This window comes from Rhizobium sp. ERR 1071 (genome assembly GCF_007828675.1).
In the GTDB taxonomy this organism is placed as follows: Bacteria; Pseudomonadota; Alphaproteobacteria; order Rhizobiales; family Rhizobiaceae; genus Rhizobium; species Rhizobium dioscoreae.
In genome coordinates this window covers 269,239-293,750 of the sequence record NZ_VITM01000006.1, presented here as the reverse complement: position 1 = coordinate 293,750, position 24,512 = coordinate 269,239, and the positions used below count along the sequence as shown (strand labels likewise).

At 61.0% G+C, this 24,512-nt stretch carries 24 protein-coding genes; 11 read left to right on the top strand and 13 right to left on the bottom strand.

Annotated features, from left to right (window positions below; genetic code table 11):
- Window positions 1-26 precede the first annotated feature (26 nt).
- Window positions 27-989 (top strand): dihydrodipicolinate synthase family protein, encoded by a 963-nt coding sequence (locus FBZ99_RS22285; protein WP_113350727.1) that lies wholly within the window; start codon window positions 27-29, stop codon window positions 987-989.
- Between the two features lie 91 nt (window positions 990-1,080).
- Here the strand turns inward: FBZ99_RS22285 and FBZ99_RS22280 are convergent, their stop codons facing one another.
- Window positions 1,081-2,133, bottom strand: a complete 1,053-nt coding sequence (locus FBZ99_RS22280; protein ID WP_371864849.1) for an Ldh family oxidoreductase — start codon at window positions 2,131-2,133, stop codon at window positions 1,081-1,083.
- Window positions 2,134-2,233: 100 nt separating this feature from the next.
- Here FBZ99_RS22280 and FBZ99_RS33215 point away from each other — a divergent pair, with 100 nt between their 5' ends.
- The 3 genes from FBZ99_RS33215 (at window position 2,234) to lhpI (ending at window position 5,400) form a co-directional block, all read left to right on the top strand.
- Entirely contained in the window at window positions 2,234-2,389 is a 156-nt protein-coding gene (locus tag FBZ99_RS33215) for a hypothetical protein (RefSeq protein WP_162748757.1), read from the top strand.
- The gene (locus FBZ99_RS22275; RefSeq protein WP_113350728.1) at window positions 2,389-3,630 is read left to right on the top strand and encodes an NAD(P)/FAD-dependent oxidoreductase; all 1,242 of its coding nucleotides are present in this window, start codon (window positions 2,389-2,391) and stop codon (window positions 3,628-3,630) included. Before FBZ99_RS33215 ends, FBZ99_RS22275 begins: the two co-directional genes overlap by 1 nt.
- A gap of 72 nt (window positions 3,631-3,702) precedes the next feature.
- Window positions 3,703-5,400: a cis-3-hydroxy-L-proline dehydratase gene (gene lhpI, locus FBZ99_RS22270; RefSeq protein WP_113350729.1), complete on the top strand. Its 1,698-nt coding sequence runs from the start codon at window positions 3,703-3,705 to the stop codon at window positions 5,398-5,400.
- 46 nt (window positions 5,401-5,446) lie between these two features.
- Here lhpI and FBZ99_RS22265 read toward each other — a convergent pair whose 3' ends face one another.
- From FBZ99_RS22265 to FBZ99_RS22245, 5 genes are all read right to left on the bottom strand, one after another.
- On the bottom strand, window positions 5,447-6,208 hold the full coding sequence (locus FBZ99_RS22265) for an SDR family NAD(P)-dependent oxidoreductase (RefSeq protein WP_113350730.1): 762 nt from the start codon (window positions 6,206-6,208) through the stop codon (window positions 5,447-5,449).
- Window positions 6,209-6,221: 13 nt separating this feature from the next.
- Window positions 6,222-7,034, bottom strand: coding sequence for an ABC transporter permease (locus tag FBZ99_RS22260; RefSeq protein WP_113329485.1), 813 nt, complete (start codon window positions 7,032-7,034; stop codon window positions 6,222-6,224).
- A complete protein-coding gene (locus FBZ99_RS22255) occupies window positions 7,034-7,900 on the bottom strand; it encodes an ABC transporter permease (RefSeq protein WP_113350731.1) in 867 nt (288 codons plus the stop codon). The genes FBZ99_RS22260 and FBZ99_RS22255 overlap by 1 nt, the downstream gene beginning before the upstream one ends.
- An 86-nt stretch (window positions 7,901-7,986) precedes the next feature.
- Complete coding sequence (locus tag FBZ99_RS22250) at window positions 7,987-9,150, bottom strand: polyamine ABC transporter substrate-binding protein (RefSeq protein ID WP_113350732.1); 1,164 nt, start codon at window positions 9,148-9,150, stop codon at window positions 7,987-7,989.
- Between the two features lie 22 nt (window positions 9,151-9,172).
- On the bottom strand, window positions 9,173-10,264 hold the full coding sequence (locus FBZ99_RS22245) for an ABC transporter ATP-binding protein (protein WP_113350733.1): 1,092 nt from the start codon (window positions 10,262-10,264) through the stop codon (window positions 9,173-9,175).
- Window positions 10,265-10,451: 187 nt separating this feature from the next.
- Between FBZ99_RS22245 and FBZ99_RS22240 the strand changes: the two genes are divergently transcribed.
- Entirely contained in the window at window positions 10,452-11,264 is an 813-nt protein-coding gene (locus tag FBZ99_RS22240) for a helix-turn-helix transcriptional regulator (protein WP_113350734.1), read from the top strand.
- Window positions 11,265-11,277: 13 nt separating this feature from the next.
- On the opposite strand, the gene FBZ99_RS22235 is transcribed toward FBZ99_RS22240, so the two are convergent.
- Entirely contained in the window at window positions 11,278-11,556 is a 279-nt protein-coding gene (locus FBZ99_RS22235; RefSeq protein WP_113350735.1) for a hypothetical protein, read from the bottom strand.
- Window positions 11,556-12,353: a DUF899 domain-containing protein gene (locus FBZ99_RS22230; protein ID WP_113350736.1), complete on the bottom strand. Its 798-nt coding sequence runs from the start codon at window positions 12,351-12,353 to the stop codon at window positions 11,556-11,558. The genes FBZ99_RS22235 and FBZ99_RS22230 overlap by 1 nt, the downstream gene beginning before the upstream one ends.
- A 120-nt stretch (window positions 12,354-12,473) precedes the next feature.
- Here FBZ99_RS22230 and FBZ99_RS22225 point away from each other — a divergent pair, with 120 nt between their 5' ends.
- The 3 genes from FBZ99_RS22225 (at window position 12,474) to FBZ99_RS22215 (ending at window position 15,015) form a co-directional block, all read left to right on the top strand.
- Window positions 12,474-13,694: a helix-turn-helix domain-containing protein gene (locus FBZ99_RS22225; RefSeq protein WP_113350737.1), complete on the top strand. Its 1,221-nt coding sequence runs from the start codon at window positions 12,474-12,476 to the stop codon at window positions 13,692-13,694.
- Between the two features lie 48 nt (window positions 13,695-13,742).
- Window positions 13,743-14,375 (top strand): Vgb family protein, encoded by a 633-nt coding sequence (locus FBZ99_RS22220; protein ID WP_113350738.1) that lies wholly within the window; start codon window positions 13,743-13,745, stop codon window positions 14,373-14,375.
- Window positions 14,376-14,733: 358 nt separating this feature from the next.
- The gene (locus FBZ99_RS22215) at window positions 14,734-15,015 is read left to right on the top strand and encodes a hypothetical protein (RefSeq protein ID WP_113351051.1); all 282 of its coding nucleotides are present in this window, start codon (window positions 14,734-14,736) and stop codon (window positions 15,013-15,015) included.
- A gap of 131 nt (window positions 15,016-15,146) precedes the next feature.
- Here FBZ99_RS22215 and FBZ99_RS22210 read toward each other — a convergent pair whose 3' ends face one another.
- Both FBZ99_RS22210 and FBZ99_RS33920 read right to left on the bottom strand, forming a co-directional pair.
- A complete protein-coding gene (locus tag FBZ99_RS22210; RefSeq protein ID WP_113350739.1) occupies window positions 15,147-16,472 on the bottom strand; it encodes an MFS transporter in 1,326 nt (441 codons plus the stop codon).
- Between the two features lie 360 nt (window positions 16,473-16,832).
- Window positions 16,833-17,429 carry a hypothetical protein gene (locus FBZ99_RS33920; RefSeq protein WP_442966500.1) on the bottom strand — a complete coding sequence of 199 codons (597 nt, stop codon included), beginning with the start codon at window positions 17,427-17,429 and terminating at the stop codon, window positions 16,833-16,835.
- A gap of 33 nt (window positions 17,430-17,462) precedes the next feature.
- Here FBZ99_RS33920 and FBZ99_RS33525 point away from each other — a divergent pair, with 33 nt between their 5' ends.
- Both FBZ99_RS33525 and FBZ99_RS22200 read left to right on the top strand, forming a co-directional pair.
- Window positions 17,463-18,578, top strand: coding sequence for a sensor histidine kinase (locus FBZ99_RS33525; protein ID WP_246661171.1), 1,116 nt, complete (start codon window positions 17,463-17,465; stop codon window positions 18,576-18,578).
- Complete coding sequence (locus tag FBZ99_RS22200; protein WP_145634852.1) at window positions 18,575-19,879, top strand: sigma-54-dependent transcriptional regulator; 1,305 nt, start codon at window positions 18,575-18,577, stop codon at window positions 19,877-19,879. The genes FBZ99_RS33525 and FBZ99_RS22200 overlap by 4 nt, the downstream gene beginning before the upstream one ends.
- 560 nt (window positions 19,880-20,439) lie before the next feature.
- On the opposite strand, the gene FBZ99_RS22195 is transcribed toward FBZ99_RS22200, so the two are convergent.
- Together FBZ99_RS22195 and FBZ99_RS22190 are read right to left on the bottom strand one after the other, a co-directional pair.
- Window positions 20,440-22,020, bottom strand: coding sequence for a DHA2 family efflux MFS transporter permease subunit (locus FBZ99_RS22195; protein ID WP_145634871.1), 1,581 nt, complete (start codon window positions 22,018-22,020; stop codon window positions 20,440-20,442).
- Window positions 22,021-22,052: 32 nt separating this feature from the next.
- Entirely contained in the window at window positions 22,053-23,252 is a 1,200-nt protein-coding gene (locus FBZ99_RS22190) for an HlyD family secretion protein (protein WP_145634848.1), read from the bottom strand.
- A gap of 122 nt (window positions 23,253-23,374) precedes the next feature.
- On the opposite strand from FBZ99_RS22190, the gene FBZ99_RS22185 reads away from it, so the two are divergent.
- Entirely contained in the window at window positions 23,375-24,031 is a 657-nt protein-coding gene (locus tag FBZ99_RS22185) for a TetR/AcrR family transcriptional regulator (RefSeq protein ID WP_145634845.1), read from the top strand.
- 56 nt (window positions 24,032-24,087) lie between these two features.
- On the opposite strand, the gene copC is transcribed toward FBZ99_RS22185, so the two are convergent.
- Window positions 24,088-24,456, bottom strand: a complete 369-nt coding sequence (gene copC / locus FBZ99_RS22180; protein WP_145634842.1) for a copper homeostasis periplasmic binding protein CopC — start codon at window positions 24,454-24,456, stop codon at window positions 24,088-24,090.
- Between the last annotated feature and the right edge of the window lie 56 nt (window positions 24,457-24,512).

The following is a 24,512-nucleotide window of genomic DNA, read 5'->3' as shown; positions in this document are numbered from 1 at the left end:
CACCCCCGGCCCAAGAGGATAGAAAGATGAAGTCCAGCATTTTCTCCGGGGTGATCCCGGCCTTGATGACTCCGTGCAAAGCCGATCGCAGTCCCGATTTCGATGCGCTGGTGCGCAAGGGCAAGCAGTTGATCGCCGAGGGCATGTCGGCTGTGGTCTATTGCGGCTCGATGGGCGATTGGCCGCTTTTGACCGATGCGCAACGCATGGAGGGCGTCGATCGTCTGGCCAAAGCGGGCGTGCCCGTCATCGTCGGCACCGGCGCCGTCAATACGGCATCGGCCGTAGCCCACGCTGCCCACGCCCAGAAGGTTGGTGCCAAGGGGCTGATGGTCATCCCCCGCGTGCTGTCGCGCGGCTCGGTGATCGCCGCCCAGAAGGCGCATTTCAAAGCGATCCTGTCGGCCGCCCCCGATCTTCCGGCCGTCATCTACAACAGCCCCTACTATGGTTTTGCAACGCGCGCCGATCTCTTCTTCGCGCTACGCGCTGAACATGCCAATCTCGTCGGCTTCAAGGAGTTCGGCGGCCCGGCCGATATGCGCTATGCCGCCGAAAACATCACCAGCCGCGACGATGACGTATCGCTGATGATCGGTGTTGACACGGCGGTCTTCCACGGCTTCGTCAATTGCGGTGCAACCGGCGCCATTACCGGCATCGGCAACGTGCTGCCGAGGGAAGTCATTCATCTCTGCAACCTCGTCCAGGCCGCAGCCAAGGGCGACGTCGATGCACGCCAGCGCGCGCTCGAGCTGGAGCAGGCGCTCGCCGTCCTTTCCTCTTTCGATGAAGGTCCGGATTTGGTTCTCTTCTTCAAGCATATGATGGTACTGAAGGGAGATAAGGAATATGAGCTGCACTTCAACGAAAGCGACGTCTTGAACGATAGCCAGCGCGGCTATGTCGAAGCGCAGTTCAAGCTGTTCAACAGCTGGTATGCGGAATGGAGCAAGCTTCCGGGTGCCGTGGAAAAGTACAAGGCCTGAGGCGGTCGCAAGCTTAAACCCAAACATGAGAGGCCCGAATGGGCCTCTTTTTGTTACCTTACGTTGGCTTTCACTTACATTTCGATATTGCTCAAGCTACGGCGTCTAGGCCGAGTTTCTCAAGGCGATCGAGTTGCCGGATTTCCTCTGCTGTCAGCGGGATACCGTCCTTTTCCGCGCGAGCGCGGGCGGCAAAGCGGCGTTGAGACGGCAGGCGCGCGCCTTGGCCGACAATCGCTTCGAACAGCACTTCCGCACGGGCGAGCGGATTTCCAGGTCGACCAGCAGCGAAGGCCTCCGGCGAGAAGGCGACGATGAGTTCACCATGCCGCGGTGCGAAGGCCGTGGAGCCGAGATAATCGAGCGCCTCGCGGCTGGTGAAGTCGCCGATCATGATGCCGGCCAGAAGCTCGATCATCGTGCCGATCGCCGACCCCTTATGCCCCCCGAACGGCAGCATTGCGCCGGCCAGTGCCGCTTCCGGATCCGTGGTCGGTTGGCCCTCGGCATCGATCGCCCAGCCCTCGGGGAGGGGTTTGCCGGCGCGCCGATGCAGTTCGATCTCGCCGCGGGCGGCAACCGACGTCGCGAAGTCGAAGACGTAAGGCGGATTATCGAGGCGCGGCCAGCCGAAGGCGAAGGGATTGGTTCCGAGGAGCGGCGCTGTACCTCCGGCGGGTGCCACCGTGGAATAGCTCGGACACATGGCAAAGGCGGCAAGGCCTCGATCCGTCAGGGCTTCCACCTCCGGCCAGAGCGCTGCGAAATGCGTGCAGTCGTTGATGGCGAGTGCGGCAATGCCGAAGCGGCGGGCCCGTTCGGCAAGCACAGGCATGCCGAGCTCGAAGGCTGCATTGGAAAAGCCGCTCTTGGCATCGACGCGAACGATGGCGGAGCCATCATTTTGTTCGAGAACCGGCACCGCATCCGGCCGCGCCTTGCCAGCCTTGACCGCACGCAACACGCCTTCGATGCGGTAGATGCCGTGCGACTTGCAGGCGTCGCGTTCGCCGGCGACAATCACCCGCGCGATTGCACCGGCCTGCTGCGCATTGATGCCGGCTTTTGAAAGGATCGCTTCGACACGGCCTTGCAGCGCATCCGGTGTCAGGGTGATCACGTCAGTCAATTTCGGTTCTCCCATATTATGCTTGCTTGCATCATAGACTTGAAAATTATAAATACAAAAAGAATACAAAAAATCGACATGAGCCCTCGTGCCGTTGGGCATGTGAGGAGGAGGGATGACCATGATTTGCATGACAGCGCCCGTCCGCGATGCTTCGGATTGCGCCACCTATATCCGTCAGGGCGGGGTGATCGGGATCGGCCGGCCTAATCAGATTTTCGGCAAACCGGAGCATCCGGAAATGCAGAAATCTCTCGCGAGCGTGCGTTGATGGCAAAACCGGACGTTATCGTCATCGGGGCCGGTGTCATTGGTCTTTCCACCGCGCTGGCGGCGCAGGCGCGCGGCTTGAGCGTCACGGTCGTCGACCGCGAGGGGCCGGCCGCCGGCGCTTCGGCCGGCAATGCCGGTGCCTTCGCCTTCACGGATATCCTGCCGCTGGCGTCCCCCGGCATCTTGAAAAAGGCGCCGAAATGGCTCCTCGATCCGCTGGGGCCACTCTCGGTGCCGCCTGCCTATGCACTCAGGATCGCGCCCTGGATGTTTCGGTTCTGGCGTGCCTGCCAGCCCTCACGCGTAGCCCACTCCACGGCGGCGCAGACAAGCCTGATGGATCTTTCCAAGGCCGAACTTGAGCCTTTTCTCGCCGCGACGGAGACGCTCTCCATGCTGCGCAAGGAGGGTAATCTCCAGGTCTATGAAAGCGAGGCGGAATTTCGCGCTTCGCTGCAAGGCTGGGAGGTTCGCCGCAATCACGGCATCGAATTCCAGCATCTGAAAGCCGACGAGATGGCGGCGATCCAGCCCGGGTTGGCGTCGCGCTTCATCCTCGGCACCTTCACGCCGGGCTGGTATTCCATTGCCGATCCCAAGCTTTACACGTTGGCGCTGGCCGCGCATTTCCGCAGCCGCGGCGGCGTCATCGAGACATCGGAGATTTCGTCGCTTCGGGCGCTTCCGGTTGGGGTCGAGGTGATGGCTGCGGATGGAAAGCTGCGCCAGGCCGGCAAGGTCGTCCTAGCCGCCGGCGCCTTCTCGCATCGGATCGCCAAAACGCTGGGCGAGCACATGCCGCTCGAAACCGAGCGCGGCTACAACACGACGCTTCCGACCGATGCCTTCGACCTGCGTACGCAGATCACCTTCGGCGGCCATGGCTTCGTCGTCAGCAGGCTTTCGACCGGCATTCGTGTCGGCGGTGCGGTGGAGCTGGGCGGATTGGCCTTGCCGCCGAATTTTCGCCGTTCCGAAGCCATGCTGCAGAAGGCGCGCACTTTCCTGACCGGTCTCAAGCCGGAAGGTGGCGTGCAATGGATGGGCTTCCGGCCATCGCTGCCCGACAGTCTGCCTGCGATCGGCAGTGCCAAGGCGACGCCGGACGTGATCTATGCCTTCGGCCATGGTCATCTCGGTTTGACCCAATCGGCCGGCACGGCGCGCATTGTCGCCGACCTTTTGACACGGCAGGCGCCGGCGATCGATCTGACGCCATTCTCGCCGCAACGCTTCTAATGCAAACAGGCATGCCGATGTGGATTTCCACATCGGCGCTTACGATCCTCTCGCATATGGACCCAGGGTGATATGAACGACACGGCATCGGCTCGCAGCATCATGGGTGGCACGGCGGAGGGCCGCGTCGTCGCCACGCAGGAAGCACTCAGTTTCTGGGGTGGGGTGGATCCCGCCACCGGCAAGGTCATCGATATCCATCATCCGCTGCACGGCGAATGTCTCACCGGCGCAATCTTGATGATGCCCTCGAGCCGCGGCTCCTGCAGCGGCTCCGGCGTGCTGCTCGATCTCGCGCTGACAGGCCGCGCGCCGGCTGCCCTGATCTTTTGCGAAGCCGAGGATGTGCTGACGCTCGGCGCGCTTGTCGCCGCCGAAATGTTCGGCCGGCGGCTGCCTGTCGTGCGGCTCCATCCGGATGTCTTTGCGCGCCTGGCGCAGGCAAAAACGGTCAAGGTCGAAACCGCTGCCGTCGTCGCAGATGGCGAGACCATGCCCCTTTTGCCACCTGCTATCTCCGGGCTTTCCTTGACGGAAGCCGACCGGTCCATGCTGGAGGGCGACGAAGGCGTTGCGGCCGCTCAGGCCATGCGCATATTGACCGCCATGGCGGCTCAGCAGGGTGCCACTTCCCTTATCGACGTGACGCAGGGCCATATCGATGGATGTATCTATGCAAGCCCGGCCAACCTGACCTTCGCCGAAAAAATGGCTGAGCTCGGCGGGCGTGTGCGGATACCTACCACCATGAACGCCATTTCGGTCGATCGCGCCAATTGGAGATCGCAGGGCGTGCCGGAGGGTTTTGGCGATCCCGCCGCGCGGCTGGCGGATGCCTATGTGCGCATGGGTTGCCGCCCGACTTTCACCTGCTCTCCCTATCTGCTCGACGGCGCACCGGGCGCCGGCGAGGCCATTGGCTGGGCGGAGTCCAATGCCGTCATCTTCGCCAACAGCGTGCTTGGTGCGCGCACCGCCAAGCATCCCGATTTCCTCGATCTTTGTATTGCGTTGACAGGTCGCGCGCCGCTTTCGGGCGTATATCTGGATGAAAATCGCAAGGCGACGCGTATCCTCGACGTTGAACTTCCAGAAGGTCGCGACGATGCTTTCTGGCCGATCATCGGCTATCTCGCCGGAAAGGCGTCTCCCGATCGCATTCCGTTGCTGCGTGGTCTTGCCGCCGGACATCCGTCACGCGACGACCTGAAGGCGCTCTGCGCTGCCTTTGGCACGACGTCTGCTGCTCCCATGCTGCATGTCGATGGCGTGACGCCGGAGGCTGTCGATGCTCACGATCCGAATGCCGATCGCCTGACTATCACACGCGCCGACATGGCAGCCGCCTGGAAAATACTGAACGAGGGGCCGGAAGCCGTCGAGCTTGTCGCCATCGGCAGCCCGCATGCCTCGCTTGCCGAATGTCATATGCTCGCCGATGCCTTTGCCGGCCGACGCCGCTTGCCTGAGGTAATGGTCATCGTCACGGCAGGACGCGATGTCATCGCGGCTGCGGAGGTGGACGGGACACTGGCGCGGTTGCGCGGCAGCGGCGTGCAGGTTTTGCCCGACCTTTGCTGGTGCTCGATCTCCGAGCCGGTCTTTCCGCCCGGCACGCGTGCGGTCATGACCAATTCGGGCAAGTATGCGCATTACGGGCCGGGGCTCAGCGGACGCGCCGTGCGCTTTGGCAGCCTTGCCGATTGTGTTGAGGCGGCTGTCGTCGGGCGCGTTGCAGCGGGGTTGCCGGACTGGCTTTGGGAGGAATGACGGTGCACTGTTTCCACGCATCGGTGCGACGTTTTCGTCCGTAAGCCTAGACGACCGTTTCGCCGCCATCGACGACGAGGATTTGTCCTGTCATGTAGGAGGAGCGGTCGGAAACGAGGAACAGAATCGGTTCGGCGATTTCCGACACATCGGCCCATCGTCCAAGCGGCACTTTCTCGGCGATGTAATCTTCAATGGCGCTGCGTCCACCCATCTGCGTGATGAATGGCGCGTTGAACGGCGTGTCGACCCAGCCGGGGCAGAGCGCGTTGACGCGGATGCCGAAGCGGGCATAGTCGCCAGCCATCTGCCGGGTCATGGCGATGACCGCATGCTTGGAGGTGGTGTAGGCGATCATCTCGCGGTCATAAAGTACGCCTGATGATGACGAGGTGTTGAGAATGACACCCTTTCCGGCCTTCTTCATGACCGGCATGACAAAGCGTGAAGCCATGAAGTGCGCCCGCACATTCAGGTTCCAGGACGCGTCGAAACCGGAAACAGCGACCTCTTCCAGATTGCCTGCAACCTGAGCGCCTGCGTGATTGTGCAGGATGTCGATGCGGCCATGCCTCGCGGCGATCTTTGCGACGCCGGCCTCAAGCGCCTGATCGTCCATGACGTCGACGACCAGGCTTTCGGCGCTGCCACCCGCCCCGGTAATCTGGCGCACGGTCTCCTCGCCATTTGCCAAGTCGATATCGGCGACGATCACATGGGCGCCTTCGCGCGCCATGATCAGCGCGCCGGCGCGGCCGATGCCGGAGCCGGCTCCGGTGACGATTGCGACCCGATCCTTGAGTATCATGATGTTTCCCTGGTCAGTTTGTCGTTGTCTTTTCGCGCATCAGGAAACGCGCGATGAGAATGAGGAAGAGCGATGCGATCAGCACCATGGTCGCGATCGCGTTGATCTCCGGCGTGACGCCGCGGCGGATCGAGGCGAAGACATAGATCGGCAGCGTCGTGTTCGATCCTGCGACGAAGAAGGCGATGATGAAATCGTCGAAGGAGAAGGTGAAGGCGAGGAGGAAGCCGGCGAGGATCGACGGCATGATCTGCGGCAGCACGATCTGCCGGAACGTGGTCAGCGGCGTGGCGTAGAGGTCGCTGGAGGCTTCAACGATGTCACGGCCAAGGCTTGCAATGCGCGCCTTCACGATCATCGTCACCAGCGCCATGGTGAAGAGGCCGTGTGCCGCGATAATCGAGCCATAGCCGAGCGCGAATCTCGGCGGCTGATCGCCAGGCCAGATGGCCGCGATCAATGGGTTGATGATACCGAAGACCTCGACGAGTGCCACCAGCGTCGCAATGCCGATGACGACACCAGGCACGACGATCGCGGCGGCAAAGAGCCCGTCGAAGACGGCGCGGGCGCGAGGACCGAGCCGCTCTAGGCCGATTGCTGCCATCGTGCCGAAGACCGCCGCAAGTGCTGCGCTGGTGAAGGCGATGATGAGGCTATTGCGCAGCGCTTCCATCAGGAAGGTATTGGACAGCGCCCGTCCGTACCATTGCGTCGAAAAGCCGGTGAATTCGCTGGCATTGCGGCCGGCATTGAAAGAGAACAGGACGACGAGCGCGATCGGCGTATAGAGGAACAGATAGACGAAAGTAACGAGCGCGCGCATCAGACGAGATCCACCTGACGGGTGCCGGCAACGCGCCAGGCAATGCGCATCGCGACAAGTAGTACGATGACGACGACGGCGACGAGCGTCACGGCGATCGCCGATCCGAACGGCCAGTTGCGCGATTGCAGGAAGAGGTCGACAAGCGCATTGCCGATGAAGAACACCTTGCCGCCGCCAAGCAGCTGCGGGATCAGATATTCGCCGAGCAACAGGATCGTCACCAGGGCGACGCCCGTCATGACGCCAGGCAAGGATAGCGGCAGCGTGATGCCGAAGAAGGTCGATATAGGCTTGGCGCCGAGATCGGCGGATGCCTCGAGCAATCGGCGGTCGAGCTTTTCCAGGCTGACATAGATCGGCATGATCATCAGCGGCAGATAGCCATAGACGATGCCGAGCAGCACGGCTCCGGGTGTGTTGATGAGCCGGACATTCTCTATGCCCAGGAATTCCAGCAGATGCGGTATGCCGCGTGCGCCGAGCAGATACATCCAGGCGTATGTGCGCACGAGCAAGCTCGTCCAAAAGGGAACGACGACCAGTGAAACGAGCAGCAGGCGGCGTTGCGGGCTCGCCTTGACGGCCAGATAATAGGCGACCGGATAGGCAACGAGCAGGCAGGCAGCCGCACCAATCGGCGCAAGGATCAACGTATTGATGAAAGCAGCAGACCGCGAGCCAAGACTGGCGAATTGCGCGAAGGTGAAAGCTGCCTGATAGCCACCTTCAGGTGCACGCTCACCAAAGGCAAAGACGATGATGGCGATGAAGGGCAGCACCAGGAAGACGAACAGCCAGATGCTTGCCGGCCCGACGAGGGCAGCGGTGACGAGGCGCCGTTTGGTGGCTGGGTTAAGGGGCATCGAGAGGTTCTTTGTCCGCCGGTGCTGGGAAGGAAGCCGATCCCTTACCGCCGTCATGGCGCAGGGATCGGGTCGAAGAAAAACGATCAGGCCGACTTGAAGCGTGCCATCAGTTCGGCACGGCTCGGATCGGTGAGCGTCACGGCGGCACCGAATTCAAGCGGCGTCAGCGAGGCTTCATCCGGATAGACGATCTTGTTCGAGGTGATTTCCTTCGGCAGGAGCTCGATCACACGGCTGTCGGTGGTCGGCGCGCCATTGGCGATGTGCTCCTTCACCGCATTCTTCGGGTCCATCAGATAGTTGAGCAGGGCATAGCCTGCCGCCTTGTTGGGCGCATCTTTCGGGATCGCGTAATAGTCGGTCCAGATCTCGCCGCCATCCTTGCCGAGCACATATTCAAGCTCGGGCATGTCGCGGTTAAGCTGCGCGCCGTCATTGGTCCAGCACATGGTCAGCCACGCATCGGTCGAACGCATCGACGGCTGATAGTCGGAGTTGATGGCAAAGAGATGCGGCTTGACCTTGATCAGCAGCTCCTCGGCCTTGGCAAGCTCTTCCGGCTTGATCGAGTTGAAATCGTAGCCGAGGGAAACGAGCGCGCTGCCGATGGTGGTCAGCTGATAGTCGTGGACCATAGCGCGGCCGTCGGCCTCGGTCTGGGCGATCTCGAAGAAGTCCTTCCAGCTCGAAAGCTTGGTCTTTATCTTCTTGGTGTTGACCGAGAAGCCTGTCGTGCCCCAGTTCTTCGGCACGGCATAGGTCTTGCCGTCGATCTGTCCTTCCTTGGTAAAGCGCGGGCTTTCCGTTGCCTGGCTGAAGTTAGGGATCTTTGACAGATCGAGTTCCTCGATGAGGCCGAGTTTGTGATAGGTCGAAATCGTGTAGTTCGTCGGTACGTAAAGAGACCAGCCGGAGGCGCCTGCCTGCAGCTTTGCGAGCATTTCCTCGTTCGAGCCGAATACGTTGACCTCGACGGCGACGCCGGTTGCGGCCTTGAAATTCTCGAAGGTCGCAGGATCGTGATAGTTCGGCCAGGTCGCGATCGACATCTGCGTGCCGAGTTCGCCGGCGGCATAGGCGGGTGTCGACAGCGCGCCAGGGACGCGCGACAGGACCGCCGTTGCAAGGCTGAGGCCGGTGATATTCAGAAAGTGACGACGGCTGATAGAGCCGCGCTTCAGGCGCATGAATTTGTCCATGAAGCCTTCGGCTGAAATCGGAAGGTTGTCTTTGTAATCCTTGCTCATGATGCTGTTCCCTTGTTTTGGCTTATGCATTCGATGCTGGAAAGACATGGAGGGCCGTGGGGTCGAAGCCGAGGAAGACCTCTTCGCCCGGCCCCACGAGATCGCTGTCGTTCATGCTGCGGCGATCCGACGTGATCAGGAAATCGCCGAGACCGGGGACGGTGACTGCGTATTCGGCTGACGAGCCCAGGAAGATGCGATGCGTCACCGTGCCCTTAAAGGACGTGCCGGATGTAGCCATGTCGCGGCTGAGATGGATTGCCTCCGGGCGCAGAGCCGCAATTGCCGCGCCCGGTGCGAGGCGCTTGCCGGACGAAAGCGCCGAACCATCCGCGAGGCGAAGCGTTTCGCCATCGGCTTCCATCGTCGCCTCGATGCGATTGGTCTTGCCGACGAAATCGGCGACGAAAAGATCGGCCGGGCGATCATAGACTTCCTGCGGCGTGCCAAGCTGGCGAATGCGCCCTGCGCTCATGACGCAGACGATATCGGCCATCGACAGCGCTTCCTCCTGATCGTGAGTGACGAGAACGAAGGTAATGCCGAGCTCGCGCTGCAGCGTCTGAAGCTCGATCTGCATGGCCGAGCGCAGTTTCTTGTCGAGGGCCGCCAGCGGCTCGTCGAGCAGGAGCACGGAGGGACGGTTGACGATGGCGCGCGCGAGCGCCACGCGCTGCTGCTGGCCGCCGGACATTTCATGGATGCGCCGCTTGGCGAAACCGCCGAGGCGAACCATCTCGAGCGCTTCGGCGACGCGCCGGTCGATTTCGGCACCGCCGATCTTCGGGCGCATCTGCTTCAGCCCATAGGCGACATTCTGGGCGACGTTGAAATGCGGAAACAGCGCGTAGTGCTGGAACACCATGTTGACCGGGCGCCGGTAGGCGGGCACGCCGTTCATCTCGCGTCCGTCGATCAGCACCGTGCCTTCGCTCGGCTGTTCAAAGCCGCCGATCATGCGCAGGCACGTCGTCTTGCCGCAGCCGGAAGGGCCGAGAAGCGCCAGGAATGCGCCTTTGGGCACATTGAGATTGATGTCCGTTACGGCGGTCACGGCGCCATAGCTCTTTGTGACCGAACGGAATTCGATATCGTTCGTTGAAGCGGATGCCACGTCTGTTCCCTGCGGTTGGTCGGCAGTCTTGATCTGCCTTATTGCCACCGTCGTTAAGGAAAGAGTAAGCCCGAGCTTCTCGCGAGGTATATACCCCGAAAGAGGTATTTTCGTGCCAAATGCTTCGTGGGAGGTGTATATAGGGATTGCGCTCAAATGCGCAGGGCGGCAGAGGGGGATCCGTCGCATGAGCACCGACCTTGAAGGGCTGTTTGCCGCCTTCAACGCCACGATCGGCCGATCGTCGATGACGGATGCCGAATTCGGAGAGACGTTCCGTCAGATGATGGCGGCGCTGGTGCGGTTCGATTACGTCGTCGTCTTCGCCTATCGCGGCAAGGAGCGGCCGATCGATCTCTACAGCACTTTCGATCCCGGGGAACATGTCGTCTTCGTCACGCTCTACCAGGCCGGTCCCTATCTGCTGGACCCCTTCTACCACACGGCGCGCAGCCGCCGCGAAGGCGTGCTCAGGATGCGGGAGCTGGCACCGGATCGCTTCTTTTCCAGCGAATACTACCGAACCTATTACGTTCAAACCGGCTTGGCCGAGGAAATCGGCTTCTTTGTCAATGCCGACGACGACATTACGATCGTCCTCTCATTGATGCGACGCGAGAGGACCGGGGTTTTTCCGCCTGCGGAATTTGCGACGCTGAAGAAGGTCGAGCCGCTGGTCGCAAACATGGTGCGATACTATTGGTCCGGCCTCGCCTCGCGCTTCGATGCGCAATTGGCGGCCGGCAGCAGGGGCCGGCGCAGGAAGGGTGAGAACGAGACCGTCCCGCCAGCGGAAGCCGTCTGGCGGGATCTCAATCTGACAAGCCGTGAGACTGCCATCGTCGAGCTCGTCTTGCAGGGGCACTCATCGGAATCGATCGGCCTGAAGCTCAATATTTCGACGGGTACAGTGAAGGTTCATCGCCGCAACGTCTACCGCAAGCTCGGCATTTCCTCTCAGACCCAGCTGCTTTCCCTCTACCTCAAGAATCTCGCCTAGTTCAGTCGAGGCTCTAGCCCAACAGACGCGCACCATTTCCATCTCTCGCAAGCAGCTTCAGCCAGGGACCGCAATGGAAGAGGGTCATGAGCAGATACATCGGCACCATCCCGCCGAGCATCGAACTGCCCTGTGTGGAACAGATCATGTCACCGGCTGAACCATAAGCGGATAGTACGGTCATCAGGGCGAAGCTCGGCGCGGCGGCCAAAGCCAGCAGCCGGCCGGCGATGAGGGGTAGGGTAGGGGCGGTGCGGCCGCCCCTCTCACCGATTTCGGACGAGACGGACATCAGTTTGCTCCATAGCGGTCATGGTGCCGCCACCACACGCCGGTCTCGTTGCGCCCGAGTGGCGCGCGGTCGAGCCACTGATACATGCCCCAGAGACCATCAAGGCCGCGGGCATAGGACGAATAGGTGTGATAGATCGCGCCATCTTGCATGGCGAAGGCGCTGACGCCAGGCCGGTCACGCGTGTAAGTCGCGATATCCGTCCCCGTCATTGACGCCATCAGTTCGACTGGGCCTTCGCTGCCGCGCAGCTCCCATTGCTGTATCGTCTTGCCTGCCTGGGCATCGAGCATTGGCGGCTCGCGGCGATAATTATATTCGATGCTGCCGCCGCTCTGTTCCTCCGGCGTGAACCAGACATTGAAATCATGGTTAAAATCGCTGTTGGCGGAAGAAGCCCAATCGAAGGTCCAGCCCATGCGTCGCTTGAACTCCTGCAGTTTCGCAAGCGGTGCGCGGGAAATGGCCGAGAAGGCGACATCGTGATTTTCGAGGTGAACTGCGATGCCGTTGAAGCCGTCAGCGATCGACGAGCAGGATGGGCAGCCGGCTGTATAGTCCGGCCCAAACATGAAATGATAGACGAGAAGCTGCGAGCGCCCCTTGAAGAGAACCGAGAGCGGAACGGCACCTTGGTCCGTCTCGAGCCGATAGTCCTTTTCCACCTTCACCCAAGGCAATTCCTGACGGCGGGCGGCGATCTCGTCACTGCGCCGCGTCAGCTCCTTTTCCTGCTCCAGCAGGGAAAGTCGTGCCGAAAGCCACTCTTTGCGTGTTCCAGTCGCATGCATCGTCATGGTTGATCTCCTCTTGTCAGCGACATCTGTCCTTGTCGGCGCTGCGTCTTGCCTGCCGATGTGCGATACCTTACGGCTGGAGTGCGAAGGGGTGGGAGTTACAAGTGTGACGGGATTTCGATGGACTCGCTGATCGTCGCGGCCGCCCAGGCGCTTGCTGCCGGAGATGTGCTGGGGGCCTTGAAGCGCGTCGCACTGCGCGACGATGCTCCGGCGCTGGCCCTTCGCGGCATTGCCATGGCCCAGCTCGGCGATCTCGCCCGCGCCAAGACCCTTCTGAAGAGTGCCGCGCGCGCCTTCGGTCCGCGCGAGGCCGTGGCCCGCGCCCGCTGCGTGGTGGCCGAAGCCGAGATCGCCCTTGTCTCGCGCGACCTTGGCTGGCCCGAGAAAGCGCTGGAGACGGCACGGGCCGTTCTCGAAAAACATGGCGATCAAATCAACGCTGCCCATGCCCGCAATCTGCAGATACGGCGTCTGCTGCTGGTCGGTCATCTGGACGAGGCCGAACGGCTGCTGGCAAAACTCGATGCGTCGCCGCTGCCGCCCGCTGCAAAGGCGAGCCATGAACTGGCGGTTGCCGGCATCGCCATCCGCCGCCTGCGCATTCAGCCGGCACGCGCCGCTCTGGCGCGCGCCGAGGAAGCGGCCGGCAAAGCGGGAATCCCCGCGCTTATGGTCGAGGTCCGCGATGCGGCGCGCGCGCTCGATGAGCCGGCGGCACGCCTGTTTGTGCAGGGGCGGGAAAAGCTGTTGTCGCTTGACGAAGTCGAGACGCTTCTGGCGTCCGATACCTTGGTTGTCGATGCCTGCCGCAATGTCGTGCGCAGCGATGGAGACATTATCTCGCTTGCGAGCCGGCCGGTGCTCTTTGCCCTGGCACGCGCGCTGGCCGAGGCGGCACCCGACGATGCGCCGCGGGAGCTGCTGCTTTCCCGGGCATTTCGCGCCCGTCACGCCGACGAATCCCATCGGGCCAGACTGAGGGTTGAGATTGGCAGGCTTCGCGCCGCCCTAGAGCCGCTTGCCGATATCAATGCGACACAGCACGGTTTCGCGCTGACGCCGCGAGGAAAGCGAGATGTCGTGGTGCTGGTGCCGCCTGTCGAAGTCGAGAATGCCTCGCTGCTTGCCCTGCTGTCGGATGGAGAATCCTGGTCGAGTTCGGCGCTATCTATCGCGCTCGCGATAAGTCCGCGCACGGTGCAGCGCGCGCTCGACGCACTTGCCGCGGATGGGATGGTGCAGGGCGTCGGCAAAGGCCGGGCTCGCCGCTGGATGATGCCGCCGGTTCTTGACTTCCCGTCAACATTGTTACTCCCGGGACCACTGCCGAGCGACTAAGCTTTTGCATCATCGACACTCAACCAATCCCGACTGGAGGATGCATCCATGAAAAAATCCCAAGCGGAAATCATTCGCGAATATGGCCCTTTCGACAATGCGCCGCGTGTAAACGGCGTCACTTTCGACGGGCAGCACGTCTGGTTCGCCTCCGGCGACAAGCTGCATGCCCTGAACCCGGAAAGCGGGGAGCAGGTGCGCACGATCGACGTCGCCTCGCACGCTGGCACCGCTTTCGACGGCCACAATCTCTATCAGATCGCCGAGGACAAGATTCATAAGGTCGACCCTGGAACGGGCAATATTCTCTCCACCATTCCCGCACCGGGCAATGGCGGCGATTCAGGTCTCGCCTGGAGCGACGGCAGTCTGTGGGTGGGGCAGCATCGCGGCCGCAAGATCTACGAGATAGACCCGGAGACCGGCGCCATCCGCCGAACCATCGAATCCAACCGTATCGTCACCGGCGTGACATGGGTGGATGGCGAGCTATGGCACGGCACCTGGGAGGGTGACGAAAGCGATGTCCGCCGCGTCGATCCGGTGACTGGCGAAGTTTTGGAGCGGCTCGAAATGCCGGAGGGTACCGGCGTTTCGGGGCTGGAATCCGATGGCAAGGACCGTTTCTATGCCGGTGGCGGCGGCAGCGGCAAAGTGCGAGCAATCCGCCGTCCGCGCTGAGTGGCGGCAACGAAGACGTCTTGCGCCTGGAATCGGTCGATCGATCCCAGGCGCTCGGTTTTGGAAAGAGTTGACTTACGTCTCCGGCTTGAAAGATCGTATCCCGATCACGACCGGATAGCGCGACTTTGAAGTTCGACGAGCCATAAACGGAGCTCGGGCTAGATCCTGCGATCGCCATCTCACGCATTTTGAACCAACCGCAATGCCATGCGTTTCCAACATGGAAGCCATGCCTTGCCGGTTTCCGCTTTCATTGCCATATTTCACTTACCAACCGCATTTCAATCATTCCAAGTTGCGAGCCGCGCCGATCCTGACGGATGTCGTGAATGGTCAGGCGCGCCAAGGAGAAGTCATGAGTGAGATCACGAAAAGTCTTGGCGAAATGAACTTGCAGGAGCGCGCCGATCTTATGGCGGCTGTCGCGGATGTACTGCAAGCCACCGCCGAAGAGGCCGAGGAGGATGGCGATGCGCTCGCCGTTACCAATTCGCTGTTCCTGGCATGTAATCTGCGCGGCTGTTCGTCCGATCTCGGGCTGAATGATCTCAAAGCCGCGGAACTGCTATTGGAGCAGGGGATCACCTTCATCCATCTGCTGAATGGGCGTAAGAAAGGTCGTGGGCTGCTGCATTGACGCAATAAATGGCCGGCCCGGCCGCATCCATCCGATTCAGGACGTACGGATGGATGCTTTGCGCGGTTTGCTTTCCCGTACCATCGGGCCGGCCTTCTCCGGCCGACATGACGACGGTTGGCGCGATCGCCTCAATCTTCCTGAATGGCGCTGTCTTTGGCCGTATCCCGCATGAAGAGATAGACGATGAGCGAAATGCCGATCATCGCGGTCACGTACCAATAGAAACCCTGTTCCCAGCCGCTGCTCTTGAATTTCAACGCCACGAATTCGGCTGTGCCGCCGAAGAGTGTGTTGGCCAGCGCATAGGGCAATGCGACGCCGAGAGCCCGGATATGAGCAGGAAACAGTTCCGCCTTCACGACGGCATTGATCGATGTGTAGCCGGTGACGATGACCAGTGCGCCCATGACGAGCAACCCGGCGAGGAATGGATCCCTCGTGGTTTCGAGCGCCGAGAAGATCGGATAGGTAAACAGCATACCGCAGAGACCGAAACCGATCATCAGCGGCTTGCGGCCGATCTTGTCGGAGAGGCCACCTGCAATCGGCTGCAGCAGCATGAAAATGAACAGCGTGATTGCGTTTATCTCGCTCGACGTTTCCCGGCTGAACCCCGAGGTGTTGACCAGGAATTTCTGCATGTAGATCGAATAGGCGTAGAAGGCGAGCGTGCCGCCAGCCGTGAGCAGCATGACGAGCGCGGTTTCCTTGGGGTGCCGGGTGATGAGCATCCAGAAGCCGGATTTCTGTGTATCGCTTGCGCGTGCATTCTTGAAGCTTTCGGTTTCTGCCAGGCCGCGGCGCAGCCAGAAGACCACGACTGCAAGCGCTGCTCCCATGAAAAAGGGAATGCGCCATCCCCAGGCATTCAGCGCTTCCGTCGTCATCGCGGCCTGCAACAGGATCAACAGTGCAATGGCAAGAAGCTGACCTGAGATCAGCGTGACATACTGAAAGGACGAGAAGAAACCGCGACGCTGGCGACCGGCCATCTCGGAGAGGTACGTCGCGGAGGCGCCATATTCGCCGCCGACCGACAGGCCTTGCATTAGGCGGGCGAGAACCAGAAGTGCCGGTGCCAGCACGCCGATGGTCTCATATCCCGGCGTCAGCGCGATAATTAGCGACCCCGCACACATCAGCGTCACCGAAAGGGCGAGGCCGGCTTTGCGGCCCTTGCGGTCGGCATAGAGCCCCATGATCCAGGCGCCGATCGGCCGCATGACGAAGCCGACGGCAAAGACAGCTGCCGAATTCAACAGCTGCGCCGTCTGGTCGCCGGCGGGGAAGAAATGCGGTGCGAAATAGAGCGCGAATGCAGCATAGACATACCAGTCGAACCATTCGACCAGATTGCCGGTGGAACCGCCGATGATCGATTTCAGGCGTTGACGCCGCGCGGCTCCTTCGGTCGCCGCCGTCGTCGTGATGGTATCTTCTAATGTATTCAGCATTGTTCCTCTCCTCCCGTTCTCACTTCGGATCGTCGTTACGCGGCGATGGCGCAGCAAACGACAGGTTTGTCAGGAGAGCCCTATGCATTTGGGCGGCTGGCGGTCGGCCATTTAAGGCGCCGTCGGCAATACCGTAGCCCGACCCCGTAGCCGACTGTTCTGCGTATTGAAGGTCCACTCTCCCAGTGATCCTATTGATAAGTGGGGAAAACGCGAGGTGCGAGATTTTAGGAGAGGTCAGGATATTCTATTGATATAACTCACTTTTCCTCGGACGTACTGCCGATTGCAGGGATATGATGCGCAAGATTTTGCATGACTAATTCGGAGTTTGTGCAATATTCTGCACATATGAGGGGATCAAGTCTGAAGCGAATTGTGCTGTTGGTGGTGGCCAGTTTGGCCGCTGCTGCGGCCATTTGGTGTTCGGCCCTTTTGCTTGCGCGTCAGGATGCGCTTAGGCGGCTGGATGCGGAGGCGAACGGGCTCGCGGTCCAGCACATTCGCCTGCTTGACAGTGAGCTCGCGCGATTTCGGCTTCTTCCAATCGTGCTTGGCGAATATCGTGATCTTGGCGAGGCGCTCGCGAGCCCCACGACGGACGCTGCCCGGCGGCTTGATGAAAAGCTTGGTTTCCTGGCGCGGGAAACCGGCGCCTATATCATCTATCTCGTCGATCAGAAGGGACTTGTCATTTCCGCGTCGAATGCGGGGACCGAAGATAGTTTCGTTGGCAAGAACTTCAGCTTCCGCCCCTATTTTTCCGAGGCGCTGAAAGACGGCACGGCGGAATATTACGGCGCTGGAGCCATAAGCGGCCGGCCGGGTCTGTTTTTGGCCCGCAGGGTCGGCGATGCTGCCGCTCCGGTCGGAGTCGTCGTAGTCAAATTCGAGTTCGATGCGGTATCCCGAATCTGGGCGAACGATCCCGGAAAAACGTTTGTCGTTGACGAACATCAGATCATCCTCGCCGCGTCCGAGCCGTCACAGGTGCTGACGACGCTTGCACCTCTATCGTCCGAAGTCCGGGTTGGCATCGCCGCAAGCGGCCAATATCGCGACGCCGCCCTTGGGCAGGGAAATTATCTTGCCGAGGATGCCGGTCGCATACGCGGTCCACGAGGTCGGATCATGATCGCTGCCGAGCAGCCGGTGGGCGGGACACATTTGCGTCTCCTGCATCTTCTCGATACCCGTGCGGCGCTGCAGGAGGCACAGGCGCGCGCCTGGCTGCTGGCGTTACCCGTCATCGTCGGTTTGGCCGTCGTTGTTGCTGCGATCTGGTGGCGGATGACCCGGGCGGCCAGGGCAGCGGCTGATCGGCGAGCGCTTGAGGAGGCCGTCGCCGCACGCACGGCCGAGCTGCACGAGGAGATGGCTGAACGTGCGCGCGCCGAGGACCGATATCGCGATGCTCGGGAGGAACTTGCCCAGGCGAACCGGCTTGCTTCTGTCGGTTCGATCACGGCGGGGTTGATGCATGAAATAAACCAGCCTGTCGCGACCATCCGCACCCTTGCCGAGAATGCGCGCCACCATCTCGCGGCCAATCGTCTCGATCGCGTTGGCGCCAATCTCGATGCCGCGGTCGAGGTGACGGCGCGTATCGGGACGATTACGCAGGAGATGCGACGGTTTTCGCGCAGGGGGCGACGCGCAGCAGCAGCGGAACCGCTCGATGCCATCATTGCGGGCGCCTTGCTGCTGGTGGGGAATCGATTTCGCAAAGCCGGCGTGCGGCTGGATCTGCCGGCGAAAGGGCTGCCGCATGTGCTTGCCGAGCGGGTGCGGCTGGAGCAGGTCATCGTCAATCTGCTGCAGAACGCTATCGATGCGGTTGCCGGTATCGAGGATCCGCATGTTGCGCTGCTCGTGGACGCCGCCGGAAAGGATATGGTGAAACTGACCGTCGCCGATAATGGCCCCGGCATCGATCCGGCATTGGCCAAGGAGATATTCCGCCCATTCATTACCGGCAAGCCCGATGGGCTCGGTCTTGGGCTCGGGATCGCGCAGGACATTATGAACGATCTCGGCGGATCGTTGACTATCGGTTCGTCGCCGCTCGGCGGCGCGGCATTCGTAATGACTATGAGGCGGGCATGACCCTGGAAGCGTCGCAGAAAATCCTTCTGGTCGAGGACGATGGTCCCTTCAATGCAGCGCTTACCGATTCCTTCGTCATAGCGGGCTTCGACGTGGAGACGCATGGTGATGGGCAATCTGCGTTGGCAAGTCTTGCAACCGCATTGCCCGGTGTGATCGTCAGCGATATCCGCCTGCCGCGCATCGATGGGCACGATTTGCTGGAAGCCGTGCTGGCGCGCGATCCGGATTTGCCCGTTATCCTGATGACCGGCCACGGCGATATCGCCATGGCGGTCGGCGCGCTGAAACAGGGCGCCTACGATTTCATTGCCAAGCCCTTTGCCACCGATCACCTGATCGCATCCGTGCGCCGGGCGCTGGAAACGCGCCGCCTGGTGCTGGAAAACCGGCGTTTGCGACAAGCAGCCGCAGAGGCGGAGGACGCAGCGCCGCTTCTCGGCCAGACGGCGGTCATGGCACGGTTGCGCGAGACGATCCGCCAGGTCGCAAATGCCGACGTGGATGTCCTGATCGAAGGCGAAACGGGGACCGGCAAGGAACTCGTGGCTCGGCTCATCCACCGCTGGAGCAGGCGGCGCGCCCGCAGCTTCGTCTCGGTCGATTGTGCCTCCCTGCCGGACGCGATCGCCGACGAGGTCCTGTTCGGAAACCGCGCCCGGCGCGGACGTATTGCCGAGGCAGATCGCGGCACGCTGTTTCTCGACGAGATTGATAGCATGTCCCCCATGCTGCAGGGACGGCTTCTGCGCGTTGCCGAGGAACGCGAGCTGCCTTCGGTGAGCGGCGAATCGACCCCTGTCGATCTTCGCATTGTCGCTGCGACGAAGAACGCTCCGCATGGCTCGGTGGCTGAAAACCGCGTTCGCGCCGATCTGCTCTATCGGTTGGAAACCGTGCGGATCCGTATTCCGCCCCTGCGGGAGCGCCGGGCTGATATCGGACTGTTGTTCAGCGCCTTCCTCGACGAGGCCGCCCGCCTGCACGGCGTGCCGCGTCCGCCCATCGATGCCGCGATGGAGGCGCGATTTCTAACCGACGACTGGCTGGGCAATGTCCGGGAGCTGCGCAATTATGCGATCCAAGTGGCGCTTGGCCTTGCCTCCGCTCGCAGCCAACCTTCCGTGGAGCTCGGCCTCTCCGATCAGATGGATCACTTCGAGGCAAACATTCTGCGGGCCACGCTGGAGAGATATGAGGGGGATATTTCCGAGGTTGCGCAGGCGCTCAAACTGCCGCGCCGAAGTCTCTATGCCCGTCTGCAACGCCACGGCATCAATCCATCGGCCTACCGTAAGTGAGATCAGTCGCAAGTCGAGAGTGAGAGGGCGAGTATAGTTTACTGCCTCAACTTGATGGCGTGATGCGTATTGAGTGTAATTTTCTCCATATCTGTATAGATGTGCGATGTATAAAATAGATTAACGATGAATTAATCATAATTATTCTGCGTAAAATAGAGAATAATTAATGCATGTTGAGATATTGTGGCTCGCCTGCATGATGCAGCAGTTAAATTAGAGAGCTATGATATGCTTGATTTGCCTAAATTGATGCAGCTATTACTATTTGCAGCCGTTATATTGTTATTTTTCCGCTGGGTCGTCGAGGACATGAACAGGTAGCCGCTTTCGGTGCCTGAAGAACCAGCGCCGCGCGATTTGCTTCTTCAGTTCACCGTTTCCCTGTCGTCCCGGCAAGACCGCTTGCGTCTCTATTCGGCAAACTGACGGGGACTGAACAATAGCGCCTGGGGTTTCCGGACGCCATTGAGGCGCATCGTATGATTGTCATGGTACAGACGCAGATCGCTCTTACCAGCTTCAGGCCATACGGTATCGCGTGCATAAACCCGCATGGTTCAGTGGGCACCTGCGCCGCCGCCGGCTTGGGGACGCTTGGTGAACAGCATGGTGATCGCTGCGATGGCAAGCACCACGCCGATGACGGCGAAGGTGTCGCTGAAGCCCATGATCAGCGCCTGTCTCTTGATGATCTGGCCGAGGGCGATGATCGCCTTCTGCTGGGCTGCCTGATGGTCCGAAACTCCATGCGACAGGAAGTAGCCGGTCATCTGGTCGATCCGCTCGCGAACCTCGTCACGGGCAAGGGTTACGGATTGGCCGATGATGTTGGAGTGGAACTGCTCGCGTTTGGTCAGGATAGTCCCAAGCGAGGCAGTGCCCACGGCGCCGCCGAGGTTGCGCAGCATGTTCGTCAGGCCCGAGGCCGCGGCAGCGTCCGCCGGAGCAATTCCTGCTGTCGTGATCGCGGTGACGGGCGTGATGACGAAGGCCTGGCCGATGGCGCGAACGATGTTCGGAATGAAGAACTGGTCTCCGGCATTGTCGGCCGAAAGCGTGACGTTCATGAAGCAGCTGAGCGCAAAGACTGCGATGCCGAAGAAGGCAAGCCAGCGCACATCGACGCGCTTCATCATCAATGGAACCAGAGGGATCAGCAGCAGCTGCGGCAACCCCGTCCAGGCAAGGACGTTGCCGATCTGCTCGGCATTGTACTTCTGCACCTGGCCCAGGTATTGCGGCAGGACATAGACCGTGCCGAACAGTGCGACGCCGACGAGGATATTCGCAAGCACGCCAAGCCCGAAATTCCTCTGCTTCAGCAGCCGCAATTTCACCAGCGGCTTCGAAACCTTCAGCTCGATGATAATGAAGAGCGTCAGGAACACCGCTGCGACGATGCTGAGCTTGACGATGAAGGGCGAGGAGAACCAGTCGTCCTTGTTGCCTTCCTCAAGCACGGTTTGCAGGGCCGACAGGCCGATCGCCATCGTCACGATGCCGGCCCAGTCGCCTTCGCGCAGCAATTTCAGCTGCATCGGCTGCTTGTCCAGCGTCAGGGCAAGCGCCACCACCATGATGGCGCTCGGGCCGGCATTGATGAAGAAGATGGTCTGCCAGCCATAATTCTCGGTCAGGTAGCCGCCGATCGTCGGGCCGATGGCCGGAGCGAAGGTGACCGACAGTGCGAAGATCGCCAGCCCCAAGGGCTGCTGCGGCTTCGGAAGCTTCGTCAGCACCATGGTGAAGGCCATCGGGATCAGCACGCCGCCGGCAAACCCCTGCAGGCCGCGAAGCACGATCATCGTTCCGAGATCGTGGGCAAAGGCGCAGGAGAGAGACAACAGCGGAAACAGTACCGAGTTCACCAGGATATAACGGCGAAACGAAAAGACGCTGCTGAGATAGGCGGTGAGCGGAATGACGACGATCTCGCCGATCAGATAGGAGGTCGAGATCCAGGCGCCATTATCAACTCCTGTGCCGATGCCCCCCTCGATATCGAGGAGGGAGGCATTGGTGATCTGGATGTTCAGGATCGCCATGAACGCGCCGATCATGCCGGCCAGCACTGCGATCCACTCTCTTGTCGATGCGCGCGGCTCTGCCGCTGTGGCCGGCATCGGACGGCCATTCATTTCAATCGTGGACATTGTGGGGACTCCCGCCGTCAGTTCCGCTGTGCGGCGTCTGCTTTGGTGTTTATGCTCGGCTCGACGGACATTCCCGGGCGAAGTTCACCGCTATTCATGGTCTGCGGGTCAAGCGCGATCCTGACTGGAATGCGCTGGACGACCTTGGTGAAGTTGCCGGTCGCATTGTCCGGCGGCAGTAGGGCGAATTCCTGTCCGCTCGCCGGCGCAAGGCTGTCGACATGACCATGGAAGACCTTGCCGGGGAACATGTCGACTTCGATATCGACGGGTTGGCCGGCATGCACGTTCGTCAGCTGCGTCTCCTTGTAATTGGCGACGACATAGGCCTGGTCGGTGGGCACGAGCGACATCAGCTGCGTTCCCGCCTGGACATATTGGCCGATGCGCAGCGTACGGTTGCCGACGGTGCCGTCGACGGGAGCCATGATGGTCGTATAGGAAAGGTTCAGCTCGGCCTGATGCTGGACGGCCTGGCTTTTCTGCAGGGCGGCGGTTGCCTGTGCGATCTGGGCTTTCAGAAGTGCGACCTGTTTGACGGCGCCTTCCAGCGTTGCGGTATCCCGGACGATGGAGGCCTGCGCCGCGGCGATCTGCGATGCGGCCTGCTGCGCGGTCTGCACGGCCGCATAGCCGTTGGAGGCGAGGCTGGCGTAGCGCTTGTTGTTCTGCTCTGCGAAGGTTTCGTTGGCCTTGTCCACATCCAGCGTTGCGCGGGCCGCGGCGATCGTCGACTGCTGAATATCCAATGAAGCCTGCTCGGCCTCTATGGTCGCCAAAGCCGCGGCGACATCGGCCCTTGCCTGGTCGAGTGCGGCCCGGAAGTCACGGTCGTCGATGCGGGCGAGCGGCTGGCCGGCCTTTACTGTCTCATTGTCCTTGACCAGCACTTCCGCCAGATAGCCTGAGATCTTCGGGGCGATCGAGCTGTTGTCGGCCTGGACATAGGCGTCGTCGGTCGACACCTCGAAACGGCCGTTCTGCCAATAGTCGTGCCCGTAATAGCCCACGGCGGCGATAATGGCGATCGCGCCCACGCCATACATCAGCCGGCGCGGTGTCTTGCTGCGCCTTGCTGCAGCATTGCCGCCCACCTGGCCCTGCGGTGCCTCCGGTCGGGGCTCGGCTGTTATCCCTTCCTTGGCTTTCGCCTTAACAGTCCCCTGCGCCTCGCTGGAAGCGCCTTCGGACGTTACGATATGCAGATTGTTAGCCATGTACTTGCTCCTGACAGCGGTCGCTGCCGGGCAGGGGTAGCGGCCAAGTTCATTTTAGAAACTTGATATTTTCCAAAATAAGCACTATAAAATCCAAGTCAACCGGATTTTGGAAAATATATATGGTCCTAAATCAAAAAGCCACGAAACGACCACGAGGACGGCCGCAGATCCGCTGTGATGACGACACCAAGGCGATCGTGCTTTCGTCCGCGCGCAAGCGTTTTCTGGAGGCAGGCTATGCCGCTGCATGCGTCAACGACATCGCGCAGGATGCGGGAGTATCGACCAAAACAGTCTATCGGCTGTTTGAAAGCAAGGGCGAGATCTTCAATGCCGTGATTACGGATCGCATCGCGCGCTTCAACGTCGAAGTGGATCAGGGCTTGCTCAGGCACACGGATCTGCATCATGGGCTGGAACAGATCCTGATTGCCTACGGCCGTCTGGCACTGGACCCGGAAACCATCGCGATCAATCGTCTGGCCGTAGCCGAGGCCGATCGCTTTCCCGAAATCGCGGCCTCCTTTTACGAGCGGGCGATCAAGGCATCGAGCGTGGTTTTCGAGGTCTGGCTGCGCAGCCAGCACGATAAGGGAGCGATTAGAATTGCCAATATCCCCCTCGCGGCCGGCTTCCTCAGGGGTATGATGACCATGGAGCCGCAGCGGGCTGTCATGCTGGGCCAGCGCCAGGCTCCTGACGACGAGGAAATAAGAACCCGCGCGACCGAATGCGCGGCGATCTTCCTGCAGGGCTGCATTTCCGGCTCGGCTTGAGCCGGAAATGGAAGGGCGAAGGGTGTCCGCGCAATTGCGGGCAGCCTTCGGGCCGGTCAAGGCGCAATGGTGAAACTGTAGCTCCCGTTGGTCTTGTGGCCGTCCGTGGAGAGCGCATGCCATTCGACCGTGTACTTGCCGGCTGGCAGTTTGTCGGTCACGGGCACCATCAGCGTGGTGCCGCTGTTCATCAGCATGCCTTCTCCGGTCTTTACGCTCGCCTTGTTGGGGCCGGTGACCTTGACGCCGCTGAATTTCAGATTGAGGCCTTCCGAGAAGGTTAGGTCGAGTTCGGATGGTGCGGTTTTGACTGTGCCGTCGGCTGCCGGAACGGCCGACTTCAGATGGGCGTGTGCCATGGCCTGGCTGGCAAAGGCGATGCTGATGACGCCGGCAGCGAAGAGCAATTTCTTGATCGGGGGCATTTGGTTTCCTCATCCTGTTGATGATCCGCGGAAGGTCTGCGGATCGTGTGATGGCG